The 18,626-nt window shown below is 35.1% G+C and carries 13 protein-coding genes; 5 read left to right on the top strand and 8 right to left on the bottom strand.

Translation table 11 applies throughout. The features are described from left to right. Positions 1-3: 3 nt before the first annotated feature. From pth to Q0H92_RS07440, 4 genes are all read right to left on the bottom strand, one after another. A complete protein-coding gene (gene pth / locus Q0H92_RS07455) occupies positions 4-666 on the bottom strand; it encodes an aminoacyl-tRNA hydrolase (RefSeq protein WP_295799908.1) in 663 nt (220 codons plus the stop codon). A 69-nt stretch (positions 667-735) separates the two neighbouring features. Further along, positions 736-1,452 (bottom strand): AraC family transcriptional regulator, encoded by a 717-nt coding sequence (locus tag Q0H92_RS07450; RefSeq protein ID WP_295799911.1) that lies wholly within the window; start codon positions 1,450-1,452, stop codon positions 736-738. Continuing rightward, positions 1,449-2,489 (bottom strand): hypothetical protein, encoded by a 1,041-nt coding sequence (locus Q0H92_RS07445; protein ID WP_295799913.1) that lies wholly within the window; start codon positions 2,487-2,489, stop codon positions 1,449-1,451. The genes Q0H92_RS07450 and Q0H92_RS07445 overlap by 4 nt, the downstream gene beginning before the upstream one ends. Positions 2,490-2,545: 56 nt before the next feature. Then, positions 2,546-3,766, bottom strand: coding sequence for a GTP-binding protein (locus Q0H92_RS07440; RefSeq protein ID WP_295799917.1), 1,221 nt, complete (start codon positions 3,764-3,766; stop codon positions 2,546-2,548). A gap of 309 nt (positions 3,767-4,075) precedes the next feature. Here Q0H92_RS07440 and Q0H92_RS07435 point away from each other — a divergent pair, with 309 nt between their 5' ends. The 4 genes from Q0H92_RS07435 to Q0H92_RS07420 all read left to right on the top strand — a co-directional run bounded on the left by Q0H92_RS07435 (position 4,076) and on the right by Q0H92_RS07420 (position 13,945). Beyond that, entirely contained in the window at positions 4,076-6,136 is a 2,061-nt protein-coding gene (locus tag Q0H92_RS07435) for a methyl-accepting chemotaxis protein (RefSeq protein ID WP_295798428.1), read from the top strand. Between the two features lie 650 nt (positions 6,137-6,786). Next, entirely contained in the window at positions 6,787-7,098 is a 312-nt protein-coding gene (locus Q0H92_RS07430) for a hypothetical protein (protein ID WP_295798431.1), read from the top strand. Positions 7,099-7,271: 173 nt separating this feature from the next. Further along, positions 7,272-10,151, top strand: coding sequence for a PD-(D/E)XK nuclease family protein (locus Q0H92_RS07425; protein WP_295798434.1), 2,880 nt, complete (start codon positions 7,272-7,274; stop codon positions 10,149-10,151). Then, entirely contained in the window at positions 10,148-13,945 is a 3,798-nt protein-coding gene (locus tag Q0H92_RS07420; RefSeq protein ID WP_296013499.1) for a UvrD-helicase domain-containing protein, read from the top strand. The genes Q0H92_RS07425 and Q0H92_RS07420 overlap by 4 nt, the downstream gene beginning before the upstream one ends. 6 nt (positions 13,946-13,951) lie before the next feature. Here Q0H92_RS07420 and Q0H92_RS07415 read toward each other — a convergent pair whose 3' ends face one another. Next, positions 13,952-14,698, bottom strand: a complete 747-nt coding sequence (locus Q0H92_RS07415; protein WP_296013496.1) for an acyl-ACP thioesterase domain-containing protein — start codon at positions 14,696-14,698, stop codon at positions 13,952-13,954. Positions 14,699-14,813: 115 nt separating this feature from the next. On the opposite strand from Q0H92_RS07415, the gene Q0H92_RS07410 reads away from it, so the two are divergent. Then, positions 14,814-15,923, top strand: a complete 1,110-nt coding sequence (locus Q0H92_RS07410) for a hypothetical protein (protein WP_296013492.1) — start codon at positions 14,814-14,816, stop codon at positions 15,921-15,923. Positions 15,924-15,937: 14 nt separating this feature from the next. Here Q0H92_RS07410 and Q0H92_RS07405 read toward each other — a convergent pair whose 3' ends face one another. The 3 genes from Q0H92_RS07405 to Q0H92_RS07395 form a co-directional block, all read right to left on the bottom strand. After that, positions 15,938-16,645, bottom strand: coding sequence for a tRNA-uridine aminocarboxypropyltransferase (locus tag Q0H92_RS07405; RefSeq protein WP_296013487.1), 708 nt, complete (start codon positions 16,643-16,645; stop codon positions 15,938-15,940). Between the two features lie 85 nt (positions 16,646-16,730). Then, positions 16,731-16,943, bottom strand: coding sequence for a 30S ribosomal protein S21 (gene rpsU, locus Q0H92_RS07400; RefSeq protein WP_013700886.1), 213 nt, complete (start codon positions 16,941-16,943; stop codon positions 16,731-16,733). Between the two features lie 115 nt (positions 16,944-17,058). After that, on the bottom strand, positions 17,059-18,573 hold the full coding sequence (locus Q0H92_RS07395; RefSeq protein ID WP_296013481.1) for a phosphomannomutase/phosphoglucomutase: 1,515 nt from the start codon (positions 18,571-18,573) through the stop codon (positions 17,059-17,061). Between the last annotated feature and the right edge of the window lie 53 nt (positions 18,574-18,626).

The raw sequence follows: 18,626 nt of genomic DNA, 5'->3' as shown, positions 1-18,626 counted from the left end.
CTTTTATTTTGTTTCTGGAATAACTTTTTTCTTTCCCCATTCAGGAATAAGTTTTTCTGGCTGTGATGAAGTCAAAATTTTTGAAAAAAGAATATTTGCCTGTGAAAAAACTTGTGAAAGCACTATTTTTTCATCTTCTGAAAATGAGCCTAGCACAAAATCAGCGACGCTTCCGTGGACTGGCTTTCCAACTCCGAATCTTAGCCTCCAAAAATCCGCAGTTCCAAGATGTTCCTTTATTGAGCGAAGTCCGTTGTGTCCTCCAAGTCCTCCAGACCACTTTAAACTGAGTGTTCCAAGCGGAAGTTCAATTTCATCATGCAGAATGAGAATGTTTTCAGGCTTTATTTTAAAGAAACGGGCAGCTTCTCCAACTGCCTCTCCGCTTAAATTCATATAAGTTAAAGGCTTCATAAAGTAAATTTTGTCTGGAGCATTTGAAGCAACTGGCAAAGTTCCGTCTTGTCTTGGTTTTATAAGTGAAAAATCCTTTAGCCAATTTAAAAAGTCCGCATAGTCAACACAAGAAAACTCTGACTTATGCTTTGTCTGCCAAGAAATTTTTGATGCAAACGGAAGATGGTCTTCAAAAATCCAGGGAACATTATGCCTTGTGCCTGAATATTCTCTTCCGTAGTTTCCTAAAAATGCAATTAGCTGAATCATGCGTGCATTATAGGCTATAAAACTTTTGAATTCAATAATCTGAAAATTTTTTAAAGTAAAATGAGATTGTTAAAAAGCAGTTGCAGATGAAAGTCCTTCTTTTCTTACTGTTCCGGGAGAAATTCCAAATCTTGCGCGGTAAGAATTTATAAAATACGCCGGGTTCGAAAATCCGCATTCCTTTGCAATATCCTGAATTTTCATTCCTGTAAGTGAAAGAAGCTTATGTCCTTCTTCTAATCTGAAAAGACTAAGATATGCGGAAATTCCAATTCCCATTTCCTTGTGAAAAATGCGTGTAAGATAATCCGGGTCAACTCCAACTTGGTCTGCAAGTGTGTTTCTACTGATTTTTTTAGAAAGATTTTTGTTCATATAAAGAATCGCGTACTTTACAATAGAACCTGTTCTTGACGGCAGAACTGGCTGTTTCTTTGACATAAGATTTTTCAGCCGCTCAACAAACTGGCTGCATTGAGAAACAGACTGGTTGCAGATAATTACATTTGAAAAATCAGAAATTGAATTTAGATTGTTAAGTTCTTTAAAATTTTCTGCTGTAATTAGAACTGGAACAAATATTAGTTTTTCAGTTTTTCGCACTTCAAGAATGTCCGCGTCCTGTATGCTATCAAAAACAATCAAATCCGGAACAAACCTTGTGGCAACAGTGGAAAGAAAACTGACAGATGAAATTACTTCCGTTTCATTTTCTTTTGCAAGAATCTTTAAAAGAGGCGTCTGGTTGCCTATAAAAATTATTTTCCGTGGTTTCCATTGAATCATAGAAACTCCGCGCAGCCAAATTTTGCGTCATTGAAGTGCAAAAACTGTTCTATTATTTCTTTTGCTTCTTTGTTTATTTCTGAAATTCTTTTTACGCCGTTTTTTGTTTTGACGAGCGGATTTATATAGCGTCTTTTTACTTGCAAATCGACACAGTAAAAGCCTTGCATTTCGTTTTCTGAGCGGAAAATCTTTTTCATTCCGCGGAATGTCCTGAAATATTTTGAAAATTTCCAAGAAGGATTTTCTTCTGCTGATTTTGTAAATATTTCTATAAGTTTTTTTTCAGAAAGTGTAAAAAGTTCGTTTGGTTTTATTATTTTGCTTTCTTCTGCAAGTGTTAAAATGTCCGCCATAAGTTGCATTGCGATTTTGTCTTCATTCCGCTGAAGAATCATGCTTGTCTGAATGAACTTTTTTGTGTAAATCAGACATTCATTTTCTTCTGAAAAGCCCAGCTCTGGAATTCCTTTTTCATTTTCCAAGACATTTATGTGATTGTAGCTGTTTTCTATTTCAGTTAAAGTCCAGATTGAATCCAATGCCGCTCCGCTCGGATACATATATTCCAAACGGTCTGCGCTTAAGCCCGGAATTTCGTTGTCGGCAACAGGATAGATGTGATAGTCGTTTACTTCTGCAACATTTATTCCGTCTTGCTTTAAAAATTCAAGAAGCTTTGAATCATTTTCTATTAATTGCGCATTTAAATTTTCTGTGCTGCTTTGTGTAAGAGCATCTCCGTTCTTAAAATCAGAAACGTGGCTGAATGCAGGTGTTGAAACATCATGAAGAAGGGCAGATATAGTTTGCTTTTTATCTTTTGTAAAGTTCCAAACAATCAGAGCAGTTCCTATTGAATGATCAAGCCGTGAATAAAAGAATTTGTTGTGAAAAAGAGGTGTCCAGTCAGTTCCGCATAAAAGTCCCACACCTTCAAGACGCTTTAAAATAGGCAATGAAATATATTTACTTAGAAAATCCGGCGTTTTTTTGCATAGAATTTTGTGATATTTAGCTGCAAAATCTTCTTTCATAAATATATTCCATGTAGTTTCAGCAGCCTAAATGCAATAAACTGCTGAATGTGTTTTTATTTTGCAAGGCATTTGTCAAGTTCTGCGGAAATTTTTTCCTTGTCCAGATTCTGACCGATTATACAGAGCTTAATCATTCTGTCGCCTACATCTTTGTCCCATTCATCCTTTATCTTTGGATTTTCTTCAAGGATTTTTTTCTGCTCGGCAGGTGAACAGGCCGCAACCCACTGTCCGGAATATCCAGCTTGAATCTGTCTACCGGAAGTTTCAAACACCCAAGCCATCTCTGGCTCATCTGCAAACCACATAAGACCTTTGCAGCGGATTATATTGCGAGGCCAAGTGTTTGCGTATTCGTCCAAAAGCTGGCGGTCAAACGGTTTTCTTCTATAATAGATGAAAGTTCCTATTCCATATTCGTCTTCGCTTTCTCCTTCGTGGCGATGCTCATGATGATGGTGATGCTCGTGTCCTTCATGGTCATGCTCATCATGTTCGTGGTGATGATGTTCCTCATGCTCATCGTGTTCTTCTTCATGGTGATGGTGCTCTTCGTGATGTTCATCTTCAACTTCGTCTTCTTCAAGATGCTTGCACCAGCCTGCGCTTGCATAAACGCTATCAAATTCAAATGAATTTGTTCCCATGATTTCTTTTACATCTACATCGCCGTGGCTTGTTTCAATTATCTTTACACCCGGGTGAAGAACTTCAATAACTTTGCGTACTTTTTTGAATTCTTCATCAGAAACCAAGTCTTTTTTGTTGATTACGAGAGTTGAACAGAATTCAATCTGCTGAACAAGAAGGCTTTCTACGTCTTCTTCCTCTATGGAATCCTTTTTCAAGAGCTTGTCTCCGCCTGCAAACTCGTCAACAAGACGCGCCGCGTCAACAACGCCTACAACATTGTCAACTTTGCCGTTCTTTATTGTTTCAAGTTCCTGAACAATAGGCATTGGCTCGCATACGCCGCTTGCTTCAATCATAATATAGTCGAATTTGCCGCTCTTTATGAGGTTTTCGATGTTCTGGGCAAGCTGAGTTTTGAGTGTGCAGCAGATACATCCGTTTGTCAAAGGAACAATGCTTGATGTGTCTGTTATTTTTGCTCCGTCGGCAATAAGTTTCTCGTCAAAATTTACTTCGCCAATGTCATTTACAATAACTGCGACTTTATATCCTTCCTGATTCGAAAGAACTTTGTTTAGAAGAGTTGTTTTTCCTGCTCCAAGGTAACCGCAGAGGAGTGTTATAGGTGTTAATTTCTTCATAAATGCCTCTATAAATATGTTTTGGGCATCTCTAAAACTCACTTTATAGTTCATTACAGTTCATTTTTAGAGATGCCTGCGAGTTTTAATTTGTTATAATAGCACAAATTAAAACATCGCATTTTCAGAGTTGTTTCTAAAAACTGAAGTTTTTAGAAACTTCCTTTGTGTAAAAGATAATACTAAATTTTAGATAAAAAGACAAATTCAAACAGAAACAATAATCTTTCAAGGTATTGAATTCTTTGATTTTTTACCAATAAAGATTTATAATAATATAACATATTGGAATATTTTATAGGTGAAAATATGAAAAAAGGAAAACTTTCAGTCTCGATTGGAATTCAGACATCTCTTATTATAACGTTTTTAGTTGCCATTCAGCTTGTTGTTATTGTAAATTTAACAAGAAAAGATTTGCTGGAAGATGCCTATTCTAAGTATTTAGAGCTTGCAAGGTCTTATTCTTCTGAAATATCTTCAGTTCTTGAAAAATCTAAGATTGGAATGGATGTGTATGTCAATGCCGATGTTTGCAAAACTGAGAATCCGGCTGAAATAGTTTCTTGGCTGCAAAACCATTCATATTTAAGAAGATCTTGGTTTGATTATGTAGCTTTTGTTGATCAAGATGGAAACTTTAAATCTGATATGGGAACTCACACTGTTGTAACAGACCGTGATTATTTTAAAGCGATAATGCAAAATGGAGCGGATTCATTTGTAGACAATCCTAGTCCTTCTAAAGTTTCTGGAAAACTAGTTATTCACATTAACCGCGCGCTTAAAGTAAACGGAAAAACAATCGGATTTTTCTCTGGAGTAACAACTTCGGAACGGTTGAGCCGCTTTGTAGAAAATACAGAACTTGGTAATACTGGGGTTTCTGCCCTTATTTCTGGAACTGGACTTATGATAGCTTCTTCTGGAAATTCTAATGAGGTTGATAAGCTTTTTGAGACAGAAGATGCAAAGAAAATTCTTTCAAATTCAAGTGTAAACGGCGACGGCATTATAAATACTGCCAACGGAAAATATTATCTTTTCTATTCCATAGTTGAAGGAACTGACTGGCGCAACTGCATTGTTATTTCCGAGGCGGAAGTTCTTAGCATTTTTAGAAAAATTGTTTCTATTATAGTTATTTCAAACTTTATCATTGGAATTGCTGTAATTTCCGGCGTGATTGTCAATTTAATCCGCAAAACGCAGCCTCTTATTGTTCTTGAGCAGTCTATAAATAAAATTGCTTCAGGAAATGCAGATTTGACCAAGCGTATTGAACTTAAGAAAGTAAGCAATGATGAAATAGGCGGAATTATAACAAGCTTCAATACTTTTATGGAAAAACTGCAAAGCATAATTATTGTTATTAAGCAACTGAAAGATGAGCTTCTAAAAGTTGATTCAGACTTGGATGCAGGAACTCAGGATACAGCAACTTCTATAAGCCAGATAATTTCAAATATCAAAAATGTTGTAAACGGCATAAACAGCAATTCCGAAAGTGTAGATCAGACAACAAATGTTCTTGATAAAATTTCCATTGGAATTGACAATCTGAACAATATGATTGAAAGCCAGTCTGCCTGTGTTACAGAAGCATCTGCGGCTGTTGAGCAGATGATTGGCAATATAAATTCTGTAAATTCTTCTGTTGGAAAGATGGCTGATTCATTTGAAAGTCTTGAAAAAAAATCTTCTGAGGGTGTGCAAAAGCAGGATGATGTGAATTCAAGAATTCTTGTAATTGCAAGCGAGTCTCAGTCTTTGCAGGAAGCGAATGCCGTTATTTCAAGCATTGCGGAACAGACAAATCTTCTTGCCATGAACGCTGCAATCGAAGCCGCTCACGCGGGTGAAGCCGGAAAAGGATTCAGTGTTGTTGCAGATGAAATCCGCAAGCTTTCTGAAACTTCATCTGAACAGTCAAAAACAATTGGAGACCAGCTGCAGAAAATAACTGATGGAATTGAAGAGATTGTTTCCGCCTCAAAGATTGCATCCGAAACTTTTTCCGCTGTTTCAAATGAAATGGTAGAAACAAACAATCTTGTGTCTCAGATAAAAAATGCTATGCAGGAACAAGGCGAAGGTTCGCGTCAGATTTCTCTTGCGCTTACACAAATGAACGACAGCACTGTGCAAGTAAGAGAGTCTTCCAAGCAGATGTCGGAAGGCGGAAAGGCAATTCTAAATGAAATAAAAACTTTGCAAGATTCAACTTTGAGCATGAAGCAAGGAATGAGCGAAATGTCTGCCGGTGCAAGAAAAATAAATGAAACCGGAAATGCGTTGTCTGGAATTTCTAATCTTATGGCGCAGTCTATAAAGAAACTTGGAAACGAAGTTGATTTGTTCAAAGTATAAAAGAATGCAAAAAATTTATTGCTGAATAATTTTCTTAAGCTGGAAAATGACATTGTTTGTTTTCCAGCTTTTGTAATTTATTAGAAAAAACACTTGTATCTGCATAAAAAACATCTAGTTTATGACTAAATATATGTGTTTTTTCTCTAAAAACAGATGTTTTTTGTGAAAATTCATGTGTCTTTAGAGAAAAACCATCTAGTTTTACACTAAAAACAAGTATTTTTCTTTAAAAGACAGATGAATTTGAGCTGGAAACAAGTGTTTTTAATAAAAGTCAAAGTGTTTTGGCTTTAAAAATAGTTAATTCTTCTGAAAATTCGGATAATTCTTCTTCAGTTTGTTCTGCAATTGCCTCTTTTAATGCAGATTTTTTTATTTTGTAATTTTTAATTGCTTTTTTAAATAAATTTTGATTTTTCCTTGAAAATTCCTAAAAGTTTTTTTACCTTTTTATTATCGGTTTCTAGGTTGAAATCTAAGAAAGGAGAGTAAATGGAAATTGGCAGAACTTCTGTTGATTTTAATCCTTTAAAGTTTGCGTTGCAAACTATTTATCAACTTATGCTTCGCAAAATATTTTTCGAAGCGGCTTAAAAAATTAATTCTAAAGAGAGGTCTTTGTTTTAATTTTTTAAAGGAGAAGAACAATGGGCAATACGTTTGCGCAGAAAATGAGCGACGCACGGCTGATGTCGGCTGGCATTAAGGCTCACAAAGAGGAGCTTGCAAGTGTAAGCTTAGGAGAAGAGAAGGCTTTGGAACTTGATAGCATTGTTGCAAATCTTCAAAATCTTGACAGCAAGCAGGAAAAACTAAAGTCTGATCTAAAAACTTGTACTTTGGACATTGCTGAAGAAACTAGAAGACTGGATTTGCATATCAGGGATGCAAGAAAACGTGTAAAGCTGACTATTCCACAGACGGGATGGCAGGAATTTGGAATAGCTGGCAAGAAATAGCGGTTATTTAAAACTAAGCAGCAGACTGTCTATGAGAACAAGTTTTTAGGCAGCCTGCTTTATTTTATAATGCATTTATTTTTTTAGTAAAAAATCACTTTATCGAAAAAAAATTCTATCAAAAATTTAGTTTTTGTCTAAAAATAAGAAATTATGTGCTATATTATTAGTCTATGAATTTCAGCGAAGAGAAGATTTCAGAAATTATTGCGGCAAATATAAAGAATATTGATTCACTTTTTGTTTTTCCAACTGATGTTGTTCAGACAAGCTGGATAAACTGGGCTGTAAAAAATCCGGATGAATCTGGTGTGCGGGCTTTTAACCTTGACCAGTTTACGGCGTGGGATAAATTCAAGTCTGATTATTTAAAAGCTGCCGATGAAAATCTTATTTGTATTCCTCCTGCTGTGCGGAAAGTTTTTGTTCAGAAAATTCTTTCAGAAAATAATGAGCGACATTTCTTTAAAAGGATTGTTTCTTCTGCGCCAGAGTTCAAGGACAATGTTTTTAGCTTTACAGACTGGATTGCAAAGATTCTTCCGTCATTAAAACTTTGGAATGAGCAGTTTAAAAAATATTGCGCCACAGGAAAAATTCCTGATGATGAAGATAATGACTATAAAAAACTTTTTGAGCTTTACAAAGAATTTTTGAAGCAAAACAATTTTTACGAGCCTTCTTATCTGGATTCAAATTTCAAGAAGAATGAAAAGCAAATTTTTATTTTTTATCCAGAAATTCTTGAAGACTTTGCGGAATTCCAAAATATTCTTTGCACAGAAAAAAATGTAACGTTGGTTCGTATTCCCAAGAATGCGCAGAGTGGCAAGTGTGTTTTTTATAATGATGCGCGGAAAGAAATTAGAATGCTTGCTCTTAAGCTTAGACAGTTGTATCTTGAAAAAATTGACTTGCGTACTGTGGCTGTCAATGTTCCTGACTTAGAAAATATCAGGCCTTATTTGGAAAGAGAACTTTCAATTTATTCTGTTCCGTTCACTGTGCGCGCCGGAGTTCCGTATACAAAAAATTGCGGAGGAGATATTTTTCAGAAAATAAAAGACTGCGCTTCTTCCAACTTTTCTTATGACAGTGTGCGTTCGTTTTTGCTTGATGGATATATTCCGTGGAAAAATTTTGATTTAAATGAACGTCTTGTAAGAGCAGGAAATGAAAAAAGATGTGTGTGCTGCTATGAAGAAGATGAATCCATAAATGATATATGGCTTTCTTCGCTTGGTGATGAAAGCGTGGAAAAAGAATTTTATCTAAAAATCAAAGATGCTGTTTTGCAATTTGAAAATGCAACTAGTTTTCAAAAATTGAAATTTGCATGGGACAATTTTAAAAGCAAATTTATTGATGAAAAAAAATTTAGCGAAGAGCGTTATGCAACAACAGATAAAATTTTAGGACGAATAATTACTGATTTAAATAACCTTGTGTCTATTGAACATGATTATCTTTCAAAAATAAATTACAAATTAAATTCTACATTTGATTTTTTTATAAATGAAATTAATCAGAAAACATATACGCCTAATGAAAAAAAATATGGAGTTAATATTTTTCCTTATAGACTTTCTGTTTGCGCGGATTTTGAATATCAATTTGTAATAAATGCGACTCAAAGAGATATTTCAGTTCCTTTTAGAAAACTTGGATTTATAAATGATGTTGAAAAACGTGCATTGCTTGAATTAAATGAAAAAGATGCTTCTGTTGATTTTATAAAACTCTATTGTGCTCAGCAAAGAAATTTAAAAAACAAGCAGGTGTTTTTTTCTGCGTCAAAAAAATCATTTTCTGGTTCTGCAATCATGCATACTGCGCTTGAATCTTGTGAGCAGGAAGGTGAAAAAGTTCTTGAACAATTTGATTTTATTAACAATGAAAAAAATGACTTTAAAGATGGAGTTGTTTCGGAACGTGTTTTTTCAGAAATGCAGCAGAAATCTTTTTATAACTGGAAAAATATTTTTGCATCAGGTGATTCTTCTTGCATATCTGATTCACTAAAAAATAAAATCAATGCTGAGCTAAAAGATAAAGGAAAAAATTCAAATCCTGAACGAGTAAAAATTTCTCAGACTGAATTAAAAAGTTTTTTCCCTTGCCCAAGAAAATTTATTTTTACAAAAGTTTTAAGTTTAAGAGAAGATTCTTTAGATGTAGACCTTATAAAAAATTACGAAGCCGGCGTTCTTATTCATAAAATAATTGAACTTGTATGCAAAAATTTTCAGGATAAAAATGGAATTTACAAAGGAAAAATTCCTGTCTTCAATGAAGAAACTTCCGGGCAGATAGAACAGTTGATTTTTTCTGCTTTTGATGAAGCTAAGCTTCATGCAGGTTTTTCAAGGAGTCCGCTTGCTCTAAAAATTATTGAAAGCCAGAAAGAACTTATCTGTAAAAATGTATTTTTGTTTTTTAAACAATTTTGCGCATTGCCGGATTATTCCAGTAAAAAAGGAAATAAAAGTTTCGGCGGATATTTTATTGAAGGCGTTGAGCTTGAAAAAGAAGTTCCTTGCAGTTCAGATCAGTTTGACTTCTTTGGAAAGATTGACTGCGTGCTTTTAAATCCTGATGAGCCTGATGAACTTTTTATTATTGATTATAAAACTGGTTCTGCGCCTTCTATAAAAGACTGCATTTTTAATGCGGATTCAATTCCGGTTTTGGGCGATTTTCAAATGGCTTCGTATGTGAAACTTTTGGAAAGCGACGAAATGAAAGTTTGCTCTGCTATGTTCTATAAAATAAAAAAAGATTCTGCAGACAACTTTGATGTTGTGCAAATTATTTCAAAAACGCCGAATGCAAGAAGCCATAACACAGATAGAGAAGGCTTCGAAAAAACTTTGTCCGAGTTTGAAATTTTTGCAGAGTACTTTTATGAAAAATCTACTGAACTTGATTTTGAGCCTAAGAATTTTCAAGTGGACAAAGAGCATGGCGTAAATGTTTACAAAGACTGCATGAAGTGCGGACTTAATTCAATTTGCAGAACATCATTTAATATTGCAAAAAAGGAAATTTTATGAATGTTAATTATAATTTTTTAAACGAACCTTTAACTGAAAATCCTGCTAACTCAAAATTACCTGATATTTTTCAGATTAAGGCAATAACAAAAAAAGATAACGCAGTTGTTTCCGCAGGCGCAGGTTCTGGTAAAACTGATGTTCTTGCTTTGCGTTATGCTTTTTTACTTATGACTGATGAAAATATACATGTAAAAAATATTCTCGCTCTTACTTTTACAAAAGAAGCTGCTTCTGAAATCTATGATCGAATATATAAAAAGCTTAACGCGTTTGTAAAATTTCTTGACAAGGAAAAATATCCAAATCAGGTAAAACTTGCAAAAAGAGCATTGGATGAATTTGCAGATGCAAAGATTCAAACACTTGATGCTTACAGCGGTTCTCTTGTAAGAATTGCCGCTAGCCGCTATGGAATTCGTCCGGACTTTACAACTGGCTCTTCATCTTGCGACCGTGCAGTTGAAGATGCGGCTCTTCCGTTTGTTTTAAAGCATAGAACAGAAGAATGCTTTAATGTTTATTCTATGCCGGGAAAAATTGAAGACTTTGCGGCGAGTTATTTTGCTGCTCCAGTGCTAGAATGTACTTCTGTTGCTACTCGTAAAAATTTTTTCTCGGATAATTTTCAAATACAAAAGGCGCAAATAATTGATGCATGGAATTCTTTTTTTGCTGAAAATGAAACTTCTATAAAATCACAGTTTGAAAATATAAAATTACTTTTAAACGAAGCTGATGAAAAGAATGCTTTTGTAAGTGAATTGAAAGGATTAATTGAAAAAAATGATTTTACAGAAAACAAAAATAATTTTTCACTTGATTCTTTAAACGAAGAAAATGTAAATTCTTTTTCTGCCGTTGCGCAAGATTTTTGTTTAAGTGTAAATTCCCTTTGTTCAATAAGCATGAACAAAGGCGGAAGCAAAGAGCCGATAAAAGAAATCAAGGAAACTATAAAAAGAATAAGAGAAGCAATTCCTATTGTTGTTTCTGTTGTGAATTTTATAAAAAACTTTTCCGCGCAAAAAAGAATGTTCGAACTTCTTGATGAATTTCTTGAAGAGGTAAATAACACCAAGCGCATTTCTGGAAATCTTTCTTTTAAGGATGTTGGCGATTTGGCTTTGAGGATTCTTATTGAGCAGCCGGACATCAGAAAACAGCAGAAAAATCTTATAAAGAAAATAATGATAGATGAGTTTCAGGATAATAACAAAAAAAACAAGGAGCTTTTGTTTCTTATTTCTGAAAATGACGGAAAAGAACTTTTAATTGAAAATAAGACTGAAGCGGAATTTTTTGCTGAGTTTGAAAATAATATTTCCGCAGAAAAACTTTTTTTCGTTGGAGATGAAAAACAATCAATTTATAAATTCCGCGGAGCTGATGTAAGCGTGTTCAATGAGCTGAAAAAATCTTTAAAAGACAATTCTGGTTCTGAAGAAAATGTTAACTTGAATATGACAAACAATTACCGCTCTTCTGTTCCTTTACTTTATTCTTTTAATCTGATGTTTGGAAACTGCAATGATAATCAGCCGTTGAACGAAACAGAAATACCTTCTTTGTTTTATTCAGAAGAAAATGGAATTGCAAATGTAAAAAGTTATGAAGCTGAATACAAGCACAATGCTCTCAAAAAAAACGAACTTCCAGCTTCTGTTGATGCAAGCAATGTTCCCGTTCATTTGTGCCTTTTAAATACAGGAGAAAATGAAGACGGAAATAATTTTGCTGATTTTGTAAACTACGGAAAGTGTCTTAGCGAAAAAGAAACAGAAGCGTATTTTATAGCTAGAAAAATTTATGAACTTTCAAAAACTGATTCTAACTTTAACAATTACGCAATTCTGGACAATTCTCGTTCAGAAAGATTTTATTTGCAACGGTATCTTTCCCTTTTCAATATTCCTTACACGGTTGACCGTCAGACAAATGTTTTTTCGGAAGGAATTGTAAACGACTTTTACAGCTTTTTAAGATTTTGTGTTTATCCTTCTGATTCAAATGCGTTTGCGGCTTTTCTTGCTTCACCGTTTGCCGGAATAAGCATGCAAGGTGTTCAAAATATTTTGTCAGCATCAGTTAAAAAAACAAAAAATTCTGAAATTATTTTTTCCGCGTTTGAAGAAAATGACGAGCTTTCTCTTTCTGATTCCGATATGAAAAAATATTTAGCTGCAAAAAGTTTTTATGAAGAACTGCGGGATGATATTCTTTCTCAAAGCCTTACAAAATCACTTGAACTTTTGTGGTACAAAATGGGATATTACTTTGAAACAATTCTAAACAGAAATCTCTCTCTTTACTCAGAGCAGTTTGACTTGCTTTATGAAACTGCGCGTCAGTCTGAAAACGAAGGCAAAAGCATTTCCTGGTTTGTTGATCAGCTTGGAATTGCAAAGAAAAAAGAAATTTCATCTTACATGAATGATGAAAGTGTTGAGCTTGAGCTAAAAGAAATTTCTTATCCACTTGAAAAACCAGACGCTGTAAAAATTATGACAATTCATCAGAGCAAAGGCTTGCAGTTTAAGCATGTCTTTGTTATTGGAATCTGGGGAAATCCTAAAACGCAGACAACAGGAACTTTCTTTTTTGATGAAGACGGATTTGACGAAAAAAATGCGACTGGAGTTTCCTTATGCGCTTTGGGCGAAGGCGGAAATTATTTTTCTGTGCGCCAAAAGGAAGATTCTGCTTTAAGAGAACTTGCTGAGCAAAAAAGAAAAATTTACGTTGCCATAACACGCGCAGAAGAAGATGTGTATTTGATCGGAAGCCTTTCAAGAAGCAAGGAGTTAAAAAAGTTTGATGATTCCGACAATGCTGAAAAAAAGTATGACGGTTCGATTTCCTTGATGCACAAACTTTGCCGCTTTTATTATCAGAAGGAACTTTATGCCGACAACGATTTTTCTTTTAAATCTTATTGCAATGAGCCTGTGTTTAACAAAAATGGCGCGCCGTTTGATTTTATAAAAATTAATCCTGTTTCTACAAAAGTCCGCGCGGATGAAAAAATAAATTTGGATGAGCATAGACAGAAAAAAATAAAACTGTTTTCTGCTTTTTATTACAAACTTCCATTTGAAAAAGACATTGATTTTCCTCAGGAATTTTCTGACAAAACTCAAACGCCAAGCGGCCTTGAAAAATTGCTTCCAAAAACAACTGTAAAAATAAATTCTGAATTTAAAATAAACGAGGAATATTCTTCTGTTGATTTGGTTTTAAAGTCCGCCTCTGATATTTTGGAAGACAATGAAGAGGATTCTGCTTCTGCTGAATTCAATTATGCTGACTTTGGAAAACTTGCGCATTCTTATCTTGAATGTTTTGTTTCTACTGGGAATATTTTGAATGCTGAAAACTTCGTTGACAGAATTGTTGTAAAAAAATTTTCTGAAAATCAAAAAGCCAAAGAAATTCTTTTAAAGGCTGTTGTGTCTATGTGTGAAGCTTTTGGAAAAAGTGAACTTGGAAAAAAAGTTTCAGATGCGAAAAATTCCGGCAGGCTTTGCAAAGCTGAAAACAAATTTAAATTTCTTATGGACGATACGATTTTTACAGGTTCAATGGATTTGATTTTTCAAGTTTCAGACCAAAAGCTTTTTATTGTTGACTACAAAACTGATCGTGCCGCAAAGCCGGAACTTTATATTGAGCAGCTTTCTTGCTACCGTAAAGCCGCCTCTGAAATTTTCCATGTCGATACAAAAGATATAAAAACTTTTCTTTATTATCTTCGCTACGACAAGGAAATTGATATTTCAGATTATACTGTATGATTTTTTTTAGTACGAAATGATTGCTTCAAAAGAAACTGATTCTGGTGTTTTGCCAAGGAACGTTATTTTGTTTTCCTCTTTAAAGCCGAAAATTTCCACTTTGTCATTCAGCATCGCTTCCTTTGCGAAATTTATTTTAAAGTCCTTTGGTTTTCTTCCGCGGAATTCTTCTGGAATCGCATCTTCAACAAACGCCGCATATCTTGCATTGTTTGTGTGTCCGTTTGCATCCAAGTCTGAAAATTTTATTGTCCGTGTGTCCCAAAGTTCGCTTTTTTCAGGCTGAAGAATTTTATCCGGCTTGTCGCAGTCAAGTTCAATGGAAAATTCTGGAGGAGTTCTTAACGTGAATTTTTTTAGCGGAAGAATTCGGCGTTCATTTATATCGACTAAAATCCAAGACGATTTTCCAGAAACTAAAACATTTTTATTTTCATCAAGAATTTTATAGCCGCGCATAAACTGAAGTGCCTGCGGTTTTTCTTCCCAAGTTTCAACTTCTATAAACTGATTTTCTTTTGGCCACTTGTGAATTCTATATGAGCATCTTGAAACAAGAATTCCAAATCCGTTGTCTTTTAAAATTTCGCGCGACATTCCGCGTTGTCTGTAATCTTCAACTGCAATATCAGAAGTTATTTTCAAAAGCTCGTGCAGGCTCAAGTCTTTGTTCGCGTTGCATTGACTGAAATAAATATTTGACTGAGCATGAAAAATTTTTTTGTCTTCTTCAAAAAATGATTTGTATTCCATAAAAAAAGTTTAATGAATTTTATGCAAAAATGGAATCACAATGCAATTTTTTTTATTTTCAAGTAATAAAAATACAAGAGTGCTTTGTGCATTAAAAAAAATATCAGGAGTGTTTATGAAATTAAATCAGTTTGTAAAAAAATTAGGTCAGATGATTTTTGTTTCCGCAGGGCTTTTGTTTGCTGTTACTTTTTCTGTTTGCCCAATGTCGTGTCGTTCTTCTGTGGAAAGCCTTGAGCTTTTGTCTGGGGATTTTTCTGTTCCCAAGATAACAAATTTTTGCGCCACGTCTTCTAATTCTGCGCGCATAGATTTTTCAAGAGAAGTTGAGCTGAAAAACACGGAGCTTTTTTGGTCAGATGAAATTTCAAGCTTGGGAAATGTAGAATGTAAATATGAAGAAAATTCAGTTTTGCTTGAATTTCAAAATGAAACTGCAATTGGAATTGATTACAAAGTTGAAGGCATGGCTTTTGATTCAGCTGGAAATTCCTTGACGTTCAGCGTGCCGTTCAAAGGCTTCAACAGCAATCCTGCAAAAGTTATAATCACGGAACTTAGAAATGCCTATGGAACAAAAACTTCAAAAGGAGAAAAAGTTCATCGCAGCGAGTTCGTGGAACTTTATGTTTTAAAAGACGGAAATCTTTCTGGGCTTGAAGTTGTAAGCGCGGCGAATGGCGATAAGACAAAATTTGTTCTTCCTGCAGTTGAAGTAAAAGAAGGAGACTATGTTACCTTGCACATGAGAACGATTGTTGCAGAAGGTCTTGACGGCGAAGGAATGCACAATGAGCTTGGCGACAATTTAAAGATTTCTACGCATGAAGATTCTTGCGATACTGCCAGAGACTTGTGGAGCGAATGCACAAAAAAGCCGTTTGCGGCTAGCGATATAGTTGTCTTAAGAAATTCCAATAATTCTGAAATTCTTGATGCTGTTGTTTTTGCAAAGTCAGATTGCACAGAATGGAAAAAAGGAATTTCTGATTTTGCTTCTATTGTTTCAGAAAGCGGAATATGGCAAGGAGGTGCTTCTATTGAAAATGCGGTTTGCTGCGACAATGTTTCTGCAACAAGAAGTCTTTCGCGCAAAAATTTAAAGGAAGCTATTTCATCTTATAAAAAAGGTCAGCCTATAGTAAACGGAAAAGACTGCTGGATTGTCGCAAAAACTGCAACTCCGGGCTATAAGAACTCAGATATTCCGTATATGAAAAAATAAAAAAAAATCGGCTGCTAGAAGTTTGGAATTTCTTTTTTGCGTGTGTATTTCCAGTCTTTTGCATGGCTATTTGGAAGTTTGCCTTCTATGCGGTCGTTTTCTTTTTGAAGCTGAAATTTTATCATCTGCTTAAAAACTGTCATAAGAGGCTCTGGCGAAATTTCTTTGTCCACAATTCCTGTTGACTGCAATTCTTTTATCAGATAGTAGCAAGTTTCAATTGTCGAAACGCAATATTCCTGTGGCTCGTGTTTAAAAGTGAAAATGCTTTTGTAATTTCCAGTGAACGAAAATTTCGGAAGAGAATTTATATTTGTGCTGAACCGCAATATTTTCTTTGAGCAGAACCAAGTTGAGTCCACAATTATTGCAAGCAGTTTTTTTCCTTGTATTGTTTCTTTAAATCCTTCTTTGCTGCAAGTCCAGGCGTCTGGTGAAGGGTAGAGCAAAACAGGATAATACTGTGGGTCATTTAAAAGTTCTTCAAGGCGTTTGTTTTTTGTAAAATCGATTCCCATAAGAATTTCACTTTCGGGAAGACAAAGAGAAGCTAAACGTCCTGTTCCAGTGCGCTGTTTTTTCGCTTCTTTTGGATGCATTAAAAAAACAAATTTAATTCCGCAGTTTATTGGAGCTGTGTATTTGCAGTAGCATGAAGAAACCGGCCGCATACATTTAAAGCAAAGCTGCCTGTAATTTTCATTGTTGTCTTGAATTTTCATAAGCTCCTCTTTTTGAAAAACTGAAATTTTATTTGCTTGTTTTAAAATGTAAAAACCCCGGAGATTTCCAGGGTTCCAATCACAATTAGTAAGCTGATTTAGAATCATGCGGCTTGTGGTTTTTTTTCAAAAGCTTACGAGCCAATGATTTGTTTTTGCGATTGAGGATTGTAGAAGGCTTTTCATAATATTCGCGCTTTTTGTATTCACGGATAATACCTTCTTTTTCAACCATTCTCTTGAAGCGTTTGATTGCCTTTTCGAGGTTCTCATTCTCATCAACATTGATTGTTGCCATGTCTTTGTTCACCATCCTCACCAACGAAATATCGCAGGGAACTAAATTATGAACAAAAAACTGAATTATGTCAATGCGAAAAATGATTTTCACTCAAATTCCGCATTGTTTTTTTTCAGCTGTCCAAAACGCTTGTGTCTAGCAATTCAAAGCCTGAAACAAGTTCCTTTGCTATTTTTACAATTTCGTCTTTGTCTTTTTGAGTTTTTCCTTCAATGTTGAGCGGCATTACAGGGTCGTGAAGTGAAAGACGCAGCAAAAGCCAGCCTTCTGCATTTTTGTCATGGAACGAAATTCTCACGCCTTCAAAATTTTCAGGAAGATCGAGATTGTTTTTTATTGCGCGTGATTTGAACTCTTCAAGGACTTTTTTTCCGTATTGCTTGAAATCTTCTGCCTTGATTTTAAATCTATATTCCGCTTCAATTCCAGCCGGTGGAAGTTCTGAAATAAAACTTTCAATTTTTTTGTTTTCCTTTGAAGCCTTTGCAAGTGAAGCAATTAGTTTTACTGCAAGAAATGCGCCGTCATCAAGATAGTAGTTGTCTTTTAATGCTCCATGCCCGGAAGTTTCCATTGCAAGCGGCGAAACAATTCCTTTTTCGTTAAGCTCGCGGCATTTGTCGATTACATTTTTATATCCGCGCATATAACGAAGATGCTTTAGACCAAGCTTTTTTTCAAGGAAGAAAGTCAGGCGGTCGCTTGTTACAGAATCGGTTACAATTGTGCTGCCCGGAAAATCCGGCGCAAGTATAGCTGAAAAAAGCGCGATTATAGAATCACGGTTGGCTTCTTCTCCTGTGTGAAAAACCGCGCTCATTCTGTCAACGTCTGTGTCAAAAACCAAGCCAAGGTCTGCTTTGTTCTGGACTGTGGCTTTTTGAATTGCCTGCATTGCCTGCTTGTTTTCTGGATTTGGAATGTGATTTGGAAACATTCCGTCCGGCTCAAGAAATTCGCTTCCTTCTGTGTTTGCTCCAAGCGGAATTAAAATTTTTTCTACAAAAAATCCAGCGTCTCCGTTTCCTGCATCGACAACAATTTTTAATCCTGCAAGCGGCTTTTCCGATTCAGTTGAATTCAGCTCTTTGCAAATTGTCTGCTTTAAATATTCCGCATAAACTGAAAGCAAGTCAAAATTTTCAGCGAATGGAGAATTGTTTTTTTTCGGATTTAAATTTTGCGCGGTCTTTAAAATTTCCTCAATGTCTTCATGCTCAAGTCCGCCGTCAGAATTAAAAAATTTTATTCCATTTCTGTTGAACGGCAAGTGGCTCGCAGTAATCATAAGTGAACCGTCAAACTTTGTTTTGTCAAAAACAATCGACATGAACATTGCCGGCGTTGTCGCAAGACCGCAGTTTACAACTTTTGCACCAGTTGAAGAAATTCCTTCCGCAGCGGCAAGCGCAAGTTTTTCTCCCGTGATGCGAGCGTCGCGTCCAATTCCGATTTTAAGTTCGTCTGCTTTTTTTCCGCATTTTTTTTCAAGCCACAAAACAAACGCTTGTCCTATTAAGTTTGCGGCTTCGTCTGTAAGATTTACGTGTTCGCCTTCAACGCCTTCTATTGCAATTCCGCGCACATCGCTTCCGTTTTGCAGTTTCATCAAATTAAGTTCGGACATATTTTTCCTCTGTAGAAATTTCAAAATATTTTTTATTCTATATATTTTTTTTG

The sequence above is a fragment of the uncultured Treponema sp. genome, from assembly GCF_934725225.1.
Classification (GTDB): domain Bacteria; phylum Spirochaetota; class Spirochaetia; order Treponematales; family Treponemataceae; genus Treponema_D.
This window is presented reverse-complemented; position numbering and strand designations above follow the sequence as displayed.